This window comes from Pedobacter sp. Leaf216 (assembly GCF_001421515.1).
GTDB lineage: Bacteria > Bacteroidota > Bacteroidia > Sphingobacteriales > Sphingobacteriaceae > Pedobacter.
In genome coordinates, this window is sequence record NZ_LMKM01000003.1 from 64,196 (window position 1) to 80,211 (window position 16,016).

Annotated in this window: 14 protein-coding genes; 9 read left to right on the forward strand and 5 right to left on the reverse strand. The window is 37.1% G+C overall.

Translation table 11 applies throughout. The features are described 5' to 3' along the window. Positions 1 to 45: 45 nt before the first annotated feature. The 9 genes from ASE74_RS02160 (at position 46) to ASE74_RS02200 (ending at position 10,157) form a co-directional block, all read left to right on the forward strand. Positions 46 to 450: a PleD family two-component system response regulator gene (locus ASE74_RS02160; RefSeq protein WP_055903480.1), complete on the forward strand. Its 405-nt coding sequence runs from the start codon at positions 46 to 48 to the stop codon at positions 448 to 450. Then, positions 450 to 1,523, forward strand: coding sequence for a sugar transferase (locus ASE74_RS02165; protein WP_055903482.1), 1,074 nt, complete (start codon positions 450 to 452; stop codon positions 1,521 to 1,523). Before ASE74_RS02160 ends, ASE74_RS02165 begins: the two co-directional genes overlap by 1 nt. 34 nt (positions 1,524 to 1,557) lie before the next feature. Beyond that, entirely contained in the window at positions 1,558 to 2,235 is a 678-nt protein-coding gene (locus ASE74_RS02170) for a TolC family protein (RefSeq protein WP_162235779.1), read from the forward strand. Positions 2,236 to 2,249: 14 nt separating this feature from the next. Further along, a complete protein-coding gene (locus ASE74_RS02175; RefSeq protein ID WP_055903488.1) occupies positions 2,250 to 4,382 on the forward strand; it encodes a hypothetical protein in 2,133 nt (710 codons plus the stop codon). A 13-nt stretch (positions 4,383 to 4,395) separates the two neighbouring features. Then, positions 4,396 to 5,673 (forward strand): O-antigen ligase, encoded by a 1,278-nt coding sequence (locus ASE74_RS02180; protein WP_055903491.1) that lies wholly within the window; start codon positions 4,396 to 4,398, stop codon positions 5,671 to 5,673. Positions 5,674 to 5,744: 71 nt separating this feature from the next. Then, entirely contained in the window at positions 5,745 to 6,935 is a 1,191-nt protein-coding gene (locus ASE74_RS02185) for a glycosyltransferase (RefSeq protein WP_235525987.1), read from the forward strand. Between the two features lie 10 nt (positions 6,936 to 6,945). After that, the gene (locus ASE74_RS02190; RefSeq protein WP_055903494.1) at positions 6,946 to 8,145 is read left to right on the forward strand and encodes a glycosyltransferase; all 1,200 of its coding nucleotides are present in this window, start codon (positions 6,946 to 6,948) and stop codon (positions 8,143 to 8,145) included. Positions 8,146 to 8,162: 17 nt separating this feature from the next. Continuing rightward, complete coding sequence (locus tag ASE74_RS02195; RefSeq protein WP_235525988.1) at positions 8,163 to 9,008, forward strand: beta-1,6-N-acetylglucosaminyltransferase; 846 nt, start codon at positions 8,163 to 8,165, stop codon at positions 9,006 to 9,008. A gap of 57 nt (positions 9,009 to 9,065) precedes the next feature. Continuing rightward, positions 9,066 to 10,157, forward strand: a complete 1,092-nt coding sequence (locus ASE74_RS02200) for an acyltransferase (protein ID WP_200912247.1) — start codon at positions 9,066 to 9,068, stop codon at positions 10,155 to 10,157. 5 nt (positions 10,158 to 10,162) lie between these two features. Here the strand turns inward: ASE74_RS02200 and ASE74_RS02205 are convergent, their stop codons facing one another. The 5 genes from ASE74_RS02205 to ASE74_RS02225 all read right to left on the reverse strand — a co-directional run bounded on the left by ASE74_RS02205 (position 10,163) and on the right by ASE74_RS02225 (position 15,873). Further along, positions 10,163 to 10,957, reverse strand: a complete 795-nt coding sequence (locus tag ASE74_RS02205; RefSeq protein ID WP_235525989.1) for a glycosyltransferase family 2 protein — start codon at positions 10,955 to 10,957, stop codon at positions 10,163 to 10,165. Further along, positions 10,950 to 11,813 carry a glycosyltransferase gene (locus ASE74_RS02210; protein WP_055903503.1) on the reverse strand — a complete coding sequence of 288 codons (864 nt, stop codon included), beginning with the start codon at positions 11,811 to 11,813 and terminating at the stop codon, positions 10,950 to 10,952. Before ASE74_RS02210 ends, ASE74_RS02205 begins: the two co-directional genes overlap by 8 nt. Before the next feature lie 15 nt (positions 11,814 to 11,828). Continuing rightward, positions 11,829 to 13,184, reverse strand: coding sequence for a lipopolysaccharide biosynthesis protein (locus ASE74_RS02215; protein WP_055903506.1), 1,356 nt, complete (start codon positions 13,182 to 13,184; stop codon positions 11,829 to 11,831). Beyond that, the gene (locus ASE74_RS02220; RefSeq protein ID WP_055903509.1) at positions 13,185 to 14,282 is read right to left on the reverse strand and encodes a hypothetical protein; all 1,098 of its coding nucleotides are present in this window, start codon (positions 14,280 to 14,282) and stop codon (positions 13,185 to 13,187) included. 223 nt (positions 14,283 to 14,505) lie between these two features. After that, positions 14,506 to 15,873: a UDP-glucose/GDP-mannose dehydrogenase family protein gene (locus tag ASE74_RS02225; RefSeq protein WP_055903512.1), complete on the reverse strand. Its 1,368-nt coding sequence runs from the start codon at positions 15,871 to 15,873 to the stop codon at positions 14,506 to 14,508. Positions 15,874 to 16,016: the final 143 nt, after the last annotated feature.

Genomic DNA, 16,016 nt, shown 5'->3' on the forward strand with positions numbered 1-16,016 from the left:
CTAATTATACTGAAGAATATTAACGTCAGCAATAGAAAAAACTCAATGAAAAATCTTATTTTAAAGAACAGCATCAAAAGCTTTACCAAGAAACAAATCCTTCTTGTAGATGGAGGATTAAACCTTGGAAAGTTATTGAACTTCATTTTGGCACCAGAATATAGGCTAACCATTAAAACCAGTGGTATTGACGCACTAAGCTGGTTGGAAGAGGGTAACGACCCTGATCTGATCATTTCTAGTTTAAGAATGCCATATTTTGACGGGAAGGCATTTATTCAGAACCTTAAATGCAGCGGTTTCTACCGTAACACACCAATAATGGTACTTTCAGGAGAGGAAAACCTCGAAGAAAAAGTTAAAAGCATGGCTTTTAGAATCGATAGTTATATGGAAAAACCTTTCGATCCAACTGTTTTGAAGACTCAGATCAGCAGGCTAATCGCATAATGAATACTCCGAACAAAGATAGTGCTGTGGCCAATGTACGGTCGGTGTATTTTGGTAAATTGTTGAGAGACACGATTTTTGAGAGCCTGGGCGGCTGCACAAAAGAACTTATTTTTATTGATGATTTTCAATCTTATATCCAACAGCAAACTTTTTTAAGTCTGCCGGATTTGGTAATGATTGAAGTGGATGAAAACCCTGATTGGTTTAATCAGGTTTCTTACATCAGGCAACATCCTATCCTCAGTCATTTAATTGTTGTATTGATTGGTACAACAGAAAATGCAGATTGGCGCAAAAAAGCACTACAGGTTAGGGCTAACGACTATTACCTGCATCCATTTCCGCAGGATGATTTTATTGCCAGGATTGCTTTTTTGGTAAAATTTAAAGCCATAAAACCTAACGTACTCGAAATTTCTGCAGATATGCAAGAGCGCTATCAGATACCGCTAAGCAAGCGGGTGTTCGATATTGTTGCTTCGGGAATAGCATTGCTGTTATTAATGCCTTTGTTTATCATCATTGCGATTATGATCAGGCTCGAATCCAAAGGTGCTATTGTATATAAAAGCAAGAGAGTTGGGGCAGGATACAGGATTTTTGATTTTTATAAATTCAGATCCATGCGAAGTGATGCAGATCAGATGATTGGCCAGCTAGCCAACCTTAACCAATATGCCAACGAGGGCAACCCAAAGGGAAAATCAGCATTTGTTAAATTTTCTAACGATCCAAGGATTACTAAAATAGGGAAAATACTGAGAAAAACCAGTGTTGATGAACTTCCTCAATTGATTAATGTATTCATCGGAGACATGTCGTTAGTAGGAAACAGGCCTTTGCCACTTTACGAGGCCGAGCAGCTTACTACAAATAAATGGTCGACGAGATTTAACGGCCCTGCAGGGTTAACCGGCCTTTGGCAGATAAGCCGCCGGGGAAAAAAGGATATGTCTGAGAGTGAGCGTAAAGAACTGGATAACTATTACGCCAACCACTATTCTATTTTTCTCGACTTTAAAATTATTCTAAAAACATTACCCGCACTAATTCAAAAAGAAGATGTGTAAAAAACGTTCTATAAAATTATACAATTTATTTCCCATGAAAATTTCATTCTTATTAATTATAGCCTTTAGTATTATCGGCTTTCAATCTCAAGCCCAGCAAACAGTAATCGGCGCTGTTGATAACGCCGAGCTTACAAAATACATCGAACTTGCAAAAAAGAATTATGCAAAGCGAAAAGTGCAGCAAGCTACCACTGAGAGTTTTAAACAGGATATTGGCGCTGCAAAAATGTCTTATCTGGATATGTTTGGTGCATCATATATTTACCGTCCGCAAGGCAAAACAGTTGTAGATCCGGTTAATCCTTACAATGTGAATGGTTTTCAATTAGGAATCAATTTTAACCTTGGGTCATTTTTGCAGAAGCCCTACAATGTAAAAAAAGCAAAGGCAAACTACATGATTGCCAAATATCAGGAACTTGATTTTGATAACGGATTAATTGTTGAAGTAAAGAAAAGATATTACGATTTTTTATTGCAAACCAGCCTGCTAAAGGTTTATACTCAAAGTACTCAAGACAGTAAGGGGGTAGCCGAAAGTTCGAGATACAAATTTGAAAAAGGCCAGGTAACACTTGATGTATATAACCAATCGCGTATTGCGCAAACATCTGCCATTTCTTTACAGGTGCAGGCCGAATCTGATTATTTGAAAGCGAAAGATTTACTGGAAGAGGTGATCGGTCAGCCATTATCAGAGGTTAAATAAATAAAAAAATCGTAATGGATATCAAAATATTTTTAAAACTCATTAAGCGCTACAAATGGGTACTCATTTTATCTCCGGTGCTTGTGGGGATAATTGCGTACGTTTTAGTTAAGCGAATTCCGAAACAGTATTATTCCGAAACGCAGATATCTACCGGATTACTAGATCCATCTAAAAAAGCAATAAGCAATCAGTCTGTAGATTTCTTTGCAGTTAATCAGCAATTTTCCAACATTATTGAAAAATTTGGAATGAAAAGGATGTTAGGCATTCTTAGCTATAACCTGATGATTCATGATTTGAGTGATGCCAAACATGCTTTTAGAGATCATTCAAAGTATTTAAAATCGATTGACGCAGCTTCGAGGGCTAAAATTCTCAGCATATTAAAAGTAAAACTGGCTACAAAATCGCTGCTAACTTTGCAGGATAACAATGGAGCCTATGCAATTTATGACTTGGCTGAAAATATGGGCTATGGAGAAGATGCCTTAAGAAACAAACTCGAAATTGCCCATGCAGGTAACAGTGATCTTATTACAGTTGGCTTTACTTCTGAAGATCCAAATCTTTCGGCATTTGTGGTAAACAGCCTGAGCCAGGAATGTATCAATATCTACAGCTCTGATGTTTCTACCAACCAGAACAATGCAGCAGCCGTTTTGGATTCATTGCTGAAGGTAAAAGAACTGGATATGAACAAGAAGAATTCTTCTTTATCTTCATTCAAAAAAACGAAAGGAGTATTAAACCTAAATGAGCAATCGGCAACGGTTTACAATGAAATATCCAAATACGAAAGTCAGCGTGCAGAAATGCTTCGTACAATTGCATCAAACCAGGCCGCAATACGTACAATAATAGGCAAATTAAGAGGTGGAGATGCTTTTGTAAACGGAAGCAGTTATAGCGATAATAAAGCTATAGTAAATTTAAAAAGACAATTGGAATTGGCGAATAATGCCTACATAGATGGCGGATTTAAAGTTTCGGGTCAAAGAAAGATCGACTCTTTAAACAGGTTGATTGCAGCCAGAAGCAATATGAATTCGGATGATGACGTTTTGGATCCACGTACTTCGAAACAGGCACTGGTACAGCAGAAACTCGATTTGGAAATTAAGCTTCAACAAGCTAAAAGCAGTATGCAAACGGTTGATCATGAGTTAACTACCTTAAGAGGAAGATACGCCAGTATGGTGCCCTACGATGCTGACATTCAGAACTATCAACGCGATGCTGATTTAGCCACAAAAGAATACATGGCTGCGCTTGATCAATCCAATCAAAGCAAAACGAGCAACAGTTTGGGTATGCATCTTAAAATTGAACAGGCAGGTTTGCCCGGTAAAGCATTGCGCTCTAAAAAAGTGTTATATGTAATGGGATCAAGCTTTGCTGGTTTTGGCTTATGTTTTGGAGTTTTACTACTGATGCTGGTGTTTGATCAGAAAATAAAAGATGTAGATAGGCTTAAACTTGCAACCGGATCTGAAGTGATCGGGAGTTTCAGTAAAATTACCACGGGCGAGCGCAATCCAAGTTTTATTTGGAATGATAACAGTGGTGTTACGCATGATAATTATAAAAATGAGATCAGATCACTGAGGTTTGAGTTGCTAAAAAAAATGGATCAGAACAAAGAACAGGTGCTCGGCATTTCAAGTTTGTTGCCTAAGGAAGGAAAAACGCAGCTGGCCTATAACCTTGCATATTCTTTTGCTATGGTAGGCAGAAAAACCTTACTTATTGCTGAAGAACTACCGCTTGAAAATACTGAACAGAAAAAGATCGCATCAAGCCAGAGTTTCCAGAATTTTATCGTTAAACGTAAATTGCAAACTGAAGATCTGATAACGGTAATGACAAAAAACGCTGTTAAAAAGTCGCTTTTAGAAACGCAAAGTCTTAAAAACCTGCGCAGTGCTTTTGAGGAACTTAGGAAAGAGTTCGATAATATTGTGATCGATATCAGTAGTCTTCAAGATCTTAACCTAACAAAAGAATGGCTGCTGTTTGTAGATATGAGTGTAATGGTTTTCAGATCGGGCAACACCATTTCTGATGATCAACGGAAACATATTGAATACATTAAACAGCAGCAGGGTTTTGCCGGTTGGGTTTTTTATGATCATCCGATAACCTAACCTATAATATTTAATGCAAAGAAGCATATTTATAGTTCTTCTGGTTTATTGTTTCATTTTTGGAATACTTTTCCGTGAAATAGGAGGGTTGCCTTTCGGAATTTTTGTTGAGGGTTTTCTAGTGCTCACCATTATTGCGACTCTTGTTTGTAAGCCAGGCTTTGATGGCAAAAGTATCAATAACGATCTTTTTTATTCGCTGCTGATTTGGTTTGTGTTGAGTTTACTCGAAGCATTAAACCCTGAAGCAAGTTTAATTGGATGGCTTGCAGAATTACGCAGTATAGCACTATATCCTTTTATAATGACCTGGCTAGCACTTGTTATTTTTAAAACCCGAAAAGACCTTAATCTTTTTTTAATCATTATTATTTCGCTTTCGGTATTGGCAACTTTAAATGGCATTAAGCAATTATTTATTGGTTTATCGCCAGGAGAAAATGCATTTCTACAAGCAAATGCTGGTACTCACCTGCTTTGGGGAAGGTTACGGGTTTTTTCATTTTATACTGATGCAGGTCAGTTTGGGGCATCGCAGGCTCATATAGGCTTAATCGCATTGATATTATCTTTTGGTAAAATGAAATTATGGAAACGCCTGGCACTATTGGCCAGTTCGGCTTTTTGTATTTATGGCATGCTCATTTCGGGTACTCGCGGAGCACTTTTTGCGCTGTTGGTAGGCGGAGTAATCGCTATTGTACTGAGTAAAAACCTTAAGGCAATTTTTCTTGGTGGTGCTACAGCAGTTGCATTGGTAAGCATTTTAATGTTTACACACATTGGTGATAATAACTATCAGATATACAGATTACGTACGGCCTTAAACCCTGAAGATGCCTCTTTAAATGTTAGGCTGATCAATCAGAATAATTTAAAAAGTTATATGGAAAGTCGCCCTTTTGGTGGCGGGCTAGGCAGTTTGGGATATAACGGAATACTCTATAATGGTGGTACTTATCTATCTACCTTCCCACCAGATAGCTTATTTGTGAAAATATGGGCCATGTATGGGGTTGTAGGCCTTACGGTATGGTTCTCCATTATGATGTTTATTTTGGGGAAATGCTGTGGTATCACCTGGTCAATCCGTGATAAAGATTTACGGATCAAACTCGTTGCACTAACCTCAGGCTTTGGCGGCGTACTGTTTTGCAGTTACGGAAACGAAGTGCTTAATACCATGCCCACTGCAATTGTGATTTACCTCTCGTGGGCTTTCATCTATAATGCCCGCCAAATGGATAAACCGATTGACGAACCAAAAGAATTAAACAATTTAGCTGCTTAATATGCCATTTGAATTTTTTGTTTTACCCGGATTGATATGCTTTACCTATGCTTTTTATAAAGCATTGGGAAATGCTAAAAAAATACATACCCGCCATGATCAATAACCTCCTTAATCTTTTTTGGCTCCTTATCCAGGTTTTGATAGGCTATAACCTGGTACTTCCATTATTAATGGTTGTACTCTCCGTTTTTGTGCGTAGCAGATTGAAAAAAACTTTGGTAAAGCAATTACCTGATTATGCAATTATTGTAACTGCTTACGAACAAATAGATTATTTGCAACAGGTTGTGAAATCTTTGCTTGATTTGAATTATAGTAATTACATGATTTATATCGTTGCAGATAATTGTTCGGCAGCTGTATTAACATTTAATTCAGACCGTGTTTTGGTTTTAAGGCCTCCGCATACGCTTGCCAGTAACGTTAAATCTCATGATTATGCAATTAAAAACTTTACCAGAGCCCATGATATCATTACCATTATAGATAGTGATAATTTGGTGCATCCTGAATATATCAATGAACTGAACAACTATTTCGACCAGGGATTTGAAGCCGTACAAGGGCTTAGGGCAGCTAAAAACTTAAACAGCACCTACGCCTGCCTGGATGCGGCCAGAGATTTATATTATCACTTTTACGATGGGGAGTTGCTTTTTAAGCTTGGCTCATCTGCAACCCTGGCAGGCTCGGGGATGGCATTTAAAGCTGATTTATACCGCGAGGCTATCGCAAAACTTGATTTTCATGGTGCTGGATTTGATAAGGTGGTTCAGGCGGGCATTCTACTTTCGGGTAAAAGAATAGCTTTTGCCAAAAATGCAATTGTATACGATGAAAAAACCGTCAATTCTGCCCAACTTGTTAATCAACGCGCCAGGTGGATCAATACCTGGTTCCGTTTCTGCGGTTACGGCATAAGTATAATTGGCAAAGGAATAAAGAGAATGAATTTAAACCAGATGCTTTTTGGTATTATTCTGCTTAGGCCACCTTTGTTTATTTTTCTTATTCTATCGGTTTTTTTCCTCATGATCAATTTGTTAACAGGAAGTGTAGCCGCGGTTTACTGGGTTGTTGCAATTTTTTGCTTCTTAATCAGCTTTTTAATTGCTTTGTTGAGACAGCCAACTGATGCCCGCATTTACAAATCGCTGGCAGGTATTCCAAAATTCATTTATTATCAGGTAGTTTCCCTTATCTATGCCAGAACTGCAAATAAGCGATCAGTAGCAACCAAACACATTATTCAACCCTAAATACAGCAATTTGGAAAACTTAGATATTATCATCGTAGGGCAGCAGGGCTGGGATACCAAAATAGGGAGTAATTGCAAAGATATTGCTGTACAATTTTCGGCCGCTAACCGTGTTTTATATGTTAACCCATCGCTTGATCGGATTACAAAATGGCGTAACGGAAAAGATAAGGAGGTTATTGAAAAGCTTGATGTTATTGCTGGCAAAAAAAACGGCCTCGAAAAAATTAATGACAATTTATATGTTTTAAATTGTGATTGCCTGTTAGAATCCATCAACTTTTTACCTCCAGGGCAAATTTACAACTACCTCAACAGGCTTAATAATAAAAGGCTGTTTAAGGCCATAAAAAAAGTAACCGATAGTTTATCCTTTAAAAACGATGTGCTGTTTAATGATAGCGACATGTTTAGAAGTTTCTTTCTAAAAACGCTTCTAAAGCCAAAATTGAGCATTTATTACTCACGCGACAATATGCTCGCGACAGATTATTATAAAAAACACGGGGCCTATATGGAACCCAAAATAATTGCCCAAAGTGATTTATGTTTCGCAAATTCTGCCTATTTAGCGAGTTACTGTCAAAAATATAACCCAAATTCGTACAATGTAGGGCAAGGATGTGATTTTACAGCTTTCGATGAATTTGTTCCGGGTAGGGAAGAAAAAAAATTGGCGCATATTGCATATCCAAGAATTGGCTATGTTGGCGTTTTAACTGCTGCCCGATTAGATATTTCGCTCATTGCAAATATTGCAAATGCTAAACCTGACTGGAATATTGTATTGGTTGGGCCCGAAGATACCAGCTTTCAGCAAAGTACTTTACACCAGTTACCTAATGTTCATTTCTTAGGTGCCCGGCCAGTAACTGAACTGCCTGGTTTTATTGATGAATTTGATATCTGTATTAATCCTCAGCTGGTTAATGCACTTACTATTGGCAATTATCCAAGAAAAATTGATGAGTATCTTGCATTTGGAAAACCTACAATAGCCACTAAAACGGATGCGATGGAGCCATTCCGCGATCATGTACTTTTGGCAAATGATGCTAAAGGTTATTGTGATGGTATAGAAAAACTTTTAAATGAAAAAGATCCGGTTTTGATAGATGAGCGGAAAGCTTTTGCCCGGTCGCATACCTGGAAAAACTCAGTTGGGATGATGTACGGATATATCAATAAAGTTAATCCTGTTGGCACATGAGAGTTGCAAATATAATAATGGCATATAAAAACCCAATGCAATTGGGTTTGATGATTGAAGCCATGGCGCATCCGGAATTTGATTTTTATATACACCTGGATAAGAAAATTAACATAGCCAACTTTCAGTATTTGCAGCATTTGCCAAATGTATATTTTATTGCTAACCGCACCGTTTGCAACTGGGGAGGTTTTCAGTTTGTGCAGGCCATTTTAAGGTCTTTAGAAGAAATTTTGCATAAAAACATCTCTTACGATTTCTATAATTTACTTAGTGCACAGGATTATCCAATAAAACCTATAGAGGTTATTGCCGATTTTTATAGGCAGAATATTGGTAAGAGTTTTGTTTCTTATGATATGGAAGCGAATGAAAATTGGTGGAGCCATGCGCGTTCGCGGTTTGAAAGTTATCATTTTACCGACTTCAAATTTAGAGGTAAATACTTGCTTCAGCGTGCTATAAACCATGTTTTACCCAAAAGAAAGTTTCCCCTGCCAGCAAAATTGTACGGTACTTGTATTTCCAGTTGGTGGTCTATCTCATCAGAATGTGCGGCATATCTTACTAGTTACATTAAAGATCAGCCCCAGCTGATGCGTTTTATGAAATATACCTGGGCAGCAGATGAGTTTTTTATTGCCACCCTGCTAATGGATTCTCCATATAAGGATACCATAGTAAATGATAATTTACGGTTCATTACTTGGGATGAAAATCTACCGAACCCTCTAATTTTAAAATCAGCAGATTTTGCAGGTATTCGCAGTTCGGAAAAATTATTTGCACGCAAGTTTGATATTGATATCGATGCGGAAATTCTCTCTCAAATTAATGAAAAAATCCTGACAAATGTTCTATAAAAAAATAAAAACAGCCTTTACGGAATATAGCGTTTTAGATCAAATATTCGATCAATCATGATGAAACATAGATTTTTAGTGTTGGATATGTTCAGGGGAATATTTGCATCCCTTGTTGTACTCTATCACATGAGCGCTTTTTCTGCTACCCCAATATTAAACAACAGCTTTGTAATGAATGCTGATATGTTTGTAGATTTTTTCTTTGTACTTAGTGGATTTGTTATTTGCTATTCCTATCAGCAGATTGATGATGTTGAGGAATTAAAATTATTTTTAACCAAAAGAATCAGGAGATTATATCCTCTGCATTTATTAATGTTGTTAATTTTCCTCGCGATAGAAGGAATTAAACTCGGTTTGGTTAACCACATCAAAATTAACAACTTTCTTGATAACTCAGCAATTACATTTTTTTCTTCCTTATTTCTCATCAACTCAGTCAAACTCCCTCATGTACACGATGTGAGTTGGAATTTGGTAAGCTGGTCTATAAGTGCCGAGGTAATCAGTTATTTATTATTTGCTATCAGCTGCTATATTATAAGTGTACGGAAGATAAAAATCTCAAAACCAATAGTTTATTTGTTAATAGCCATTTTAGCTGCAGTGTTTCTGTATGCCATAACAGGCTCATTTAAGCTAGATTATACCTATGATTATGGTTTTTTAAGAGGATTAATAGGGTTTTTCGCCGGTGCGTGTTGTCTATATTGCTTTCAATACCTGCATCAGAAATATGCTCAACTCGGGCAATCGCTATTTACCGTGCTGGAAGTTGTGGCGCTGATTTTAATTGGCGTTGTAATTGTTTGTGGCCAGTTACTAAAACATTACGGTTTCATTTACGAAATTGTCTTTTTTATATCGATAATGATATTTGCATTTGAAAAAGGACTGGTTTCAAAATCCATCATCAAAATCGATCTATTCAAAAAACTTGGTAAGTATTCCTACTCCATTTACATGGTACATACGCTGTTTATCAGTATGTTTAATGTGATTTTCATCAGGCTCTTTAAATTGCCTGAAGAAGCTTATGCCTACTTGTTTATCCCAAATTGTATTGTGATTTATTATGCTGCAAGGTTTACCTATCAACACATAGAAATGAGATTTCAGTATAAATTGAAGAAAAAGGTATTGTAGATTAATTACTTTAACCTTTTCATGGTAAGTATATCGAGATTGTATTTTACCTGGCGGTAACTATCGCGCAATACTTTAATCAATATGTTCGGGCGGTGTTTCCAATTTGTTCTTTGCATGGTGCTTGGCTCGCTAACTGAATTGCGTTGTAACAGCAGATTTGCAAAATCTTTATAAAACAAGCCTTTTCCTTTATTCTGGATAAAGGATATACACATTTTATATTCCGTCATATCGCCTTTAATGCCTTCAGGATACCTTCCGAATTTGTTGAAAAAATTAGATCTTCTTAAATGCGGGTGATCGGTATAAAAATAGATTTTCGAATAATCAAGGCCCATTGTTGGAACATACATCTCATCGAAATCATCGTTAAAAGGTTTAAGATAAGGGTAGGCATAATAGGCGTAAAATTTAACAATATCCAATTCCGCATTGTTGGCCATAGCACTCAGTGCTGAGCTTAGCTTTTCGCCAAAAAGAGCACCAGGCTCAAAATCTTCCTGCAGATATAAGGTATAGGGCTTTAAAACTGCATCCTGTCCTTTGTTCAGGTTATTGCCCAAGCCACGGTTGTTTTCCGTTCCAATTAATCTGAAATCATAAAGCTTACTAAGTTCTGCTAACCGGTTGCGGATGATCAGGCTGCTGCCATCATCAGATACCACAATTTCGCCAAAATTACAGCCAATTTCTTTTAATTTGCCTAAAAGGTTTTCCAAGGAATCCGGCCTGTTATAATGGGTGATCAGTAATGATATTTCCGGAAAGTTAAATGCTTTCATAAAGAGTTTATTCATTTTTACTTGTCTTCGTATCATGCGCGGGGTGCGCACGCAACAGGCTGGTAAGGTTGCTAAATTCTAATTTTATCCTCGAAAGCAATGCAGCAGCAAAATCACCATCACGCTGTAAAGTACGTGGGGCTGTCCATGCTCGCGCTCGGTTAGTGCGTACCGGGATAATTTTTCCGAATTTCATTAGGTCAAAACACAATCTGCCGTCATCACCCCTGGTATTGTGCATAATATAGCCCGTTTTTAAGCCATAGGCTTTAACGTAGCCCATACTTATGCCAAAGGCATTTAAATAAGGCCGTTTTACCTGCCGCAGTTCTGCAGCTAAATCTTTTAGTTTTTCAAGAAGAAAAAGTTTCCAACGCGAAAAGCCAGGCTCAGGAATAAAAGAATAGCGGCCATATACGCAAGCAGTTCCAGGTATGGTAAGTTTCTCCATCATATCATCAACCCAGTTGACAGGATACACACAATCTGCATCTGCAAGCAAAATGTATTCGCCGTTTGCACGTTCCATTCCCATTTGCCTCGCCGGGCCACAACCCTGAATTTCTTGAAAATAATTTGTAATGTTCAGATTATCAAGTGTTTGTTGAGTCCTGTCGGTAGAATTATTGTTAACTACAATAATCTCCAGGGGATAATCGGTAACCAAATTGGCCAGGCTTGAAATATTACGGAGTATATTTAGTTCCTCGTTCCAGGCCGCGATTAAAATTGTTACAACAGGCTTAGGACTTTGCAGTTTACTTAGTTTGGTGTTAATTCCCTGGAAAAAAGATGGAGGTACCTCGTTAATGCTTTTAAAAGCAAACTCATATTGATCCAACCATTTTGGTGCTGAAAATATCGTGTTCATGGGTTAACAGTATTTTTAATTTGAAATTGTCCCCGAAGTCTTGAATCCATTGGATATAAATTTTTTAATTTCTCTAAAACTTAGGATGTAACTGTGAAAAATAGAGAAGTTCTGGTAGCCTTTATTAATGTAATAATAAGAAATAATAATGCCTATTAAAGTAGGGAAGAAGGTACCAATAACAAGTCCGTATATATTGCCGAAAAGGTATACACCACCAAAGTCTGATATTACATTAACGATAACCATTACAATTACCTTGTATAAATTAATTTGCGGCCTGTGTATGGCATCAAGTGTAACGCTCATAAAGCGATCAGCAGGGTAAAGCAGGGCAATTGTTGCGCTAATTCTAAAAATATTAACTGCAATTTCACCAGCTTCGGTGCCATTGTACTTTCCGCCACCGATTATGGCAAGTGCATAACCTGCAAAGATGTATGTACCCAGTAAAAATGGGATGAGGCCAATTGTTATAATGCCAATGTATTTGCTCATGGTAGAAATGAGTTTGGCTTTGTTATTCTGATTAAAAGCACTTGATAAGGCCGGCATAGCGGTTGCAACAAAACTCCTCAACGGAATTTCTACAACTTCCATAAGCCTGCGCCCAAGGTTGTAAACAGCCAGTGCAGACGGACCAAGCATAAAATTGATCACAAAGGTATCCGTAACGCCAAACAAGCTCGAGCTTATTGATGTGCCAACGGTATATTTTCCAAAATCAAAAATTTCTTTTGTACAGGCTTTAGTGCGTTTGCCAATAAAAGCTATACCAGACCAACCTAAAATAATGCATAAGATACTGGTAATTGCCCCTGCTAATATATTAATATACATTAGGTTATAAAGGTTATTCTGTTTTGTAAGTATAAGAAAACCCAGGCAGAGGATAAGGAAAGCAACCTGAAAAACCCTGATATACATTAAGCGCCCAAAACGCAGGTCGCCCTGTGCAATGCACATTGTAACAATCATTGGCAGGGATGACAAGAGGTTGATGGAATAAAATTTTGCAAAGTAGATCAAACTCTCATCTTTGATCAAAAAAGCAATAAAAATAAGGGGTATGTTGAGCAATAATAAGATAATTGTTGTTGCAGTGGCTATAAACCATGTTGATCCGATAACTTCCTGACCTCTTGAAGGTGAGGTGCCTGCATAAAATTTTACAAAAGCAGTGGATAAAAATCCTTGCCTGAAGGTATCAAGAAAGGACAGCATGGATTGAAAGAAAAACCAAATTCCGATTTCTTTTATTGATAAAGAGCGGTAAAGGATAGCAGTGAATAAAAACGTTAATACCGACATGCCGCCGGTACCCATTAATGAGAGAAAATGTATGTTTTTAAGTTTCTGTACAATTTTCATTTATAGCGTATTAGTCATGCTTTGTTTAAGAGCTGTTTGGCCATCGTTTGATATTGGATTTATACCTAGGCGCGTTATAGTATCTTCGAAACTTTCTATAAATACCCGCTCAATCCATCGGTTTAAGTTAAATTCTGCGCTGCGTGGCAAGTAGCTATTGTCTTCAATAAATCCATCAGGTAGCTCAATATTTTCAATATCGATTATGGCAATCTGCTTTGGGTTGTAAATATCATCTTTGGCAACCCACTTATTGGTAGTAATTACTTTCTTGCCCGAACCTAAAGCATCCAATACCCGCATGGCCATGCCCGATTGTTTGGTGTTACTAACATCGATAATGGTTTTAGACATGGAAAGGTTGTTGATATAATTAGTTCTCGACATTTTTCCGAACTTAATCAGTTTCCAGTCAATTTTAACGCCTTTTAGTCTTTCGATAATGAAATATCGGATGGGCATATAAAAATGAAATTTAACGGAGTAGTTATGCTTTTTTGCAAACTCCATAAACTTGAGTAAACCTTTATAGCGTTCAGGAAGATAAGAGCCGAAATAAAAAAGATCGTATTTAAAATTTCCATTGTTGGTTTTTTCACCTAGTTCCTTTATTTCATCGGTATAAAAGGTGGGCGAGTAGTTTAGTTGCGCATGGTCTTCAACATCTTTATAATCAAAAGTTAATTTCACATCAAACTCCGGCAGTATATTATATGCTGGTGTAAGGTTAATGAAAGGGCTGTTGGTGTTAGAATCCCACTGGTAATTGATAAGCTTTAATCCGGGATTAAGCGACTTAATTTTTTTTACAAACCACAATGGCATCTTAAAACCTCTGATTACCAAAAAATAATCGAATTTTTTGTTGGTAATTTGGGTCAATATTTTTTTATAATGAAGCTCCTGGTAAGCCTCTAAGCGTGATGGGTTTAGTCGGTTAATAATGCCGTATATAATACTGGTATCCCTTTCAGGAAAGTAATCAACCTTTGCACCATAATTATCCTCAAGTTTCTCAATTAACTGCTGATGATAGTAGTAAAATTTTACGCCTATGTAAAGTATGTTCTTGTGCTGTAATTCAGGTCGGGTTATCACTTGGTTGTTTATATTATAATGTGCAATATTGAAGTGAATTTCCTCAACATCTGGTTTTTTGCCGTTTAAAATGATTTATTTTTTATTATTGCCTTCAGCTGTTACTTATCATAAATAGCAAGCTGAAAGGTATATACAATCGCCAGCTAAGGCAATAGCCCTTTTCTACCAACTTTGTTTACATATTAAATTCTATTGGTAATGCTAACGAATTTCTATTTTTTTAATTAATAGTTGTGTATTCTTCCTGTTCAGGGTGAAGATTTATGGTAACATCATTTTTTTCAATCAGTTGCCTACCTATACTATTGTAATAATAGCCCAGGTCGATCATTTTTTCAAGATTGAATAAGTTTCTGCCATCAAAAATTACCCTTTCGTTCATTAAAATACTCATCTGATCGAAATCCGGATTGCGAAATACCGACCATTCAGTAGCAATTAAAAGCGCATCTACTCCCTTAATCGCCTGGTATTGGTTTGTGGCATAAGAAATTTTATCTCCAAAAAAGACTTTGGTATTTTCGCTTCCCTCAGGATCAAAAACTGTTATGGTAGCACCTTTAGAAAGTAATGCTTTTATAATGTATAGTGATGGTGCTTCTCTAATGTCATCGGTTTCCGGTTTAAAAGCCAGTCCCCATAAAGCAAAGTGTTTTCCGTTCACATCATCACCATAGTATTTAAGTACTTTATCAACAAGTACTGTTTTTTGACTGTCGTTAACCTCGATTACCGATTTTAATATTTTGAAATCATATGCATAATCATCCGAAGCTTTTACCAATGCCTGCACATCTTTCGGAAAGCACGAACCTCCGTAACCAATGCCAGGAAAAAGAAAGCGTTTTCCTATTCTTTCGTCGGCACCAATTCCTCTTCTAACTGAATCCACATCTGCTCCAACCAATTCGCACAGGTTGGCAATTTCGTTCATGAAAGTAATTTTTGTGGCCAAAAATGAATTGGCTGCATATTTAGTAAGTTCTGAAGATTTTTCATCCATAAACAGGATAGGATTCCCTTGGCGCACGTATGGTGAATATAAATCGCTCATTATTTTTGTTGCCTTTTCGCTGGTCGTTCCCAATACTACACGGTCTGGCTTCATAAAATCCTCTACGGCAACCCCTTCCCGTAAAAACTCGGGGTTAGAAACCACATCCACTTCAACCGTACTGTATTGCTCAAAAATTGCTTTAACCTTATCTGCGGTACCTACAGGAACAGTAGATTTGTTTACAATAACCTTATAATCAGTAATTAACGCAGCAATATCTTTGGCGGCACCTAAAATAAAAGAAAGATCGGCTGCTCCATCTCCACCCGGAGGCGTTGGTAAAGCCATGAAAATAATTTGTGCCTCTTTAATGGCAGATGCAAGATCGGTTGTAAAGATTAGTCGGTTTTGGCTGATGTTGCGGTGGAAAAGTAATTCCAGCCCTGGTTCATATATCGGTAATATACCGCTTTGCATCTTTTCGATTTTATCGGTATTGATATCCACGCAGGTTACTTGATTACCCGTTTCTGCCAAACAAGTGCCTGTTACCAAGCCAACATAACCAGTGCCAATTACTGCTATTTTCATATTTCTTTTTAAGGGCTATAATTTTTTTTCTGATCTGATTTTTGATCAATGCGAAGGTAAACTTTGCCTAATTTTAAGCCAATAGCCCTTTAATACCATTATAATCAATGGGTTTTAGTTTGGCAATTGCATTGGTTACAGCA

Coding starts and splice junctions, on each gene's coding strand:
- ASE74_RS02170 (WP_162235779.1), top strand. CDS start 1,558: ATGAAAATTTCATTCTTATTAATTATAGCCTTTAGTATTATCGGCTTT.
- ASE74_RS02180 (WP_055903491.1), top strand. CDS start 4,396: ATGCAAAGAAGCATATTTATAGTTCTTCTGGTTTATTGTTTCATTTTT.
- ASE74_RS02215 (WP_055903506.1), bottom strand. CDS start 13,184: ATGAAAATTGTACAGAAACTTAAAAACATACATTTTCTCTCATTAATG.
- ASE74_RS02165 (WP_055903482.1), top strand. CDS start 450: ATGAATACTCCGAACAAAGATAGTGCTGTGGCCAATGTACGGTCGGTG.
- ASE74_RS02185 (WP_235525987.1), top strand. CDS start 5,745: ATGCTAAAAAAATACATACCCGCCATGATCAATAACCTCCTTAATCTT.
- ASE74_RS02205 (WP_235525989.1), bottom strand. CDS start 10,957: ATGAATAAACTCTTTATGAAAGCATTTAACTTTCCGGAAATATCATTA.
- ASE74_RS02195 (WP_235525988.1), top strand. CDS start 8,163: ATGGCATATAAAAACCCAATGCAATTGGGTTTGATGATTGAAGCCATG.
- ASE74_RS02210 (WP_055903503.1), bottom strand. CDS start 11,813: ATGAACACGATATTTTCAGCACCAAAATGGTTGGATCAATATGAGTTT.
- ASE74_RS02225 (WP_055903512.1), bottom strand. CDS start 15,873: ATGAAAATAGCAGTAATTGGCACTGGTTATGTTGGCTTGGTAACAGGC.
- ASE74_RS02175 (WP_055903488.1), top strand. CDS start 2,250: ATGGATATCAAAATATTTTTAAAACTCATTAAGCGCTACAAATGGGTA.
- ASE74_RS02200 (WP_200912247.1), top strand. CDS start 9,066: ATGATGAAACATAGATTTTTAGTGTTGGATATGTTCAGGGGAATATTT.
- ASE74_RS02160 (WP_055903480.1), top strand. CDS start 46: ATGAAAAATCTTATTTTAAAGAACAGCATCAAAAGCTTTACCAAGAAA.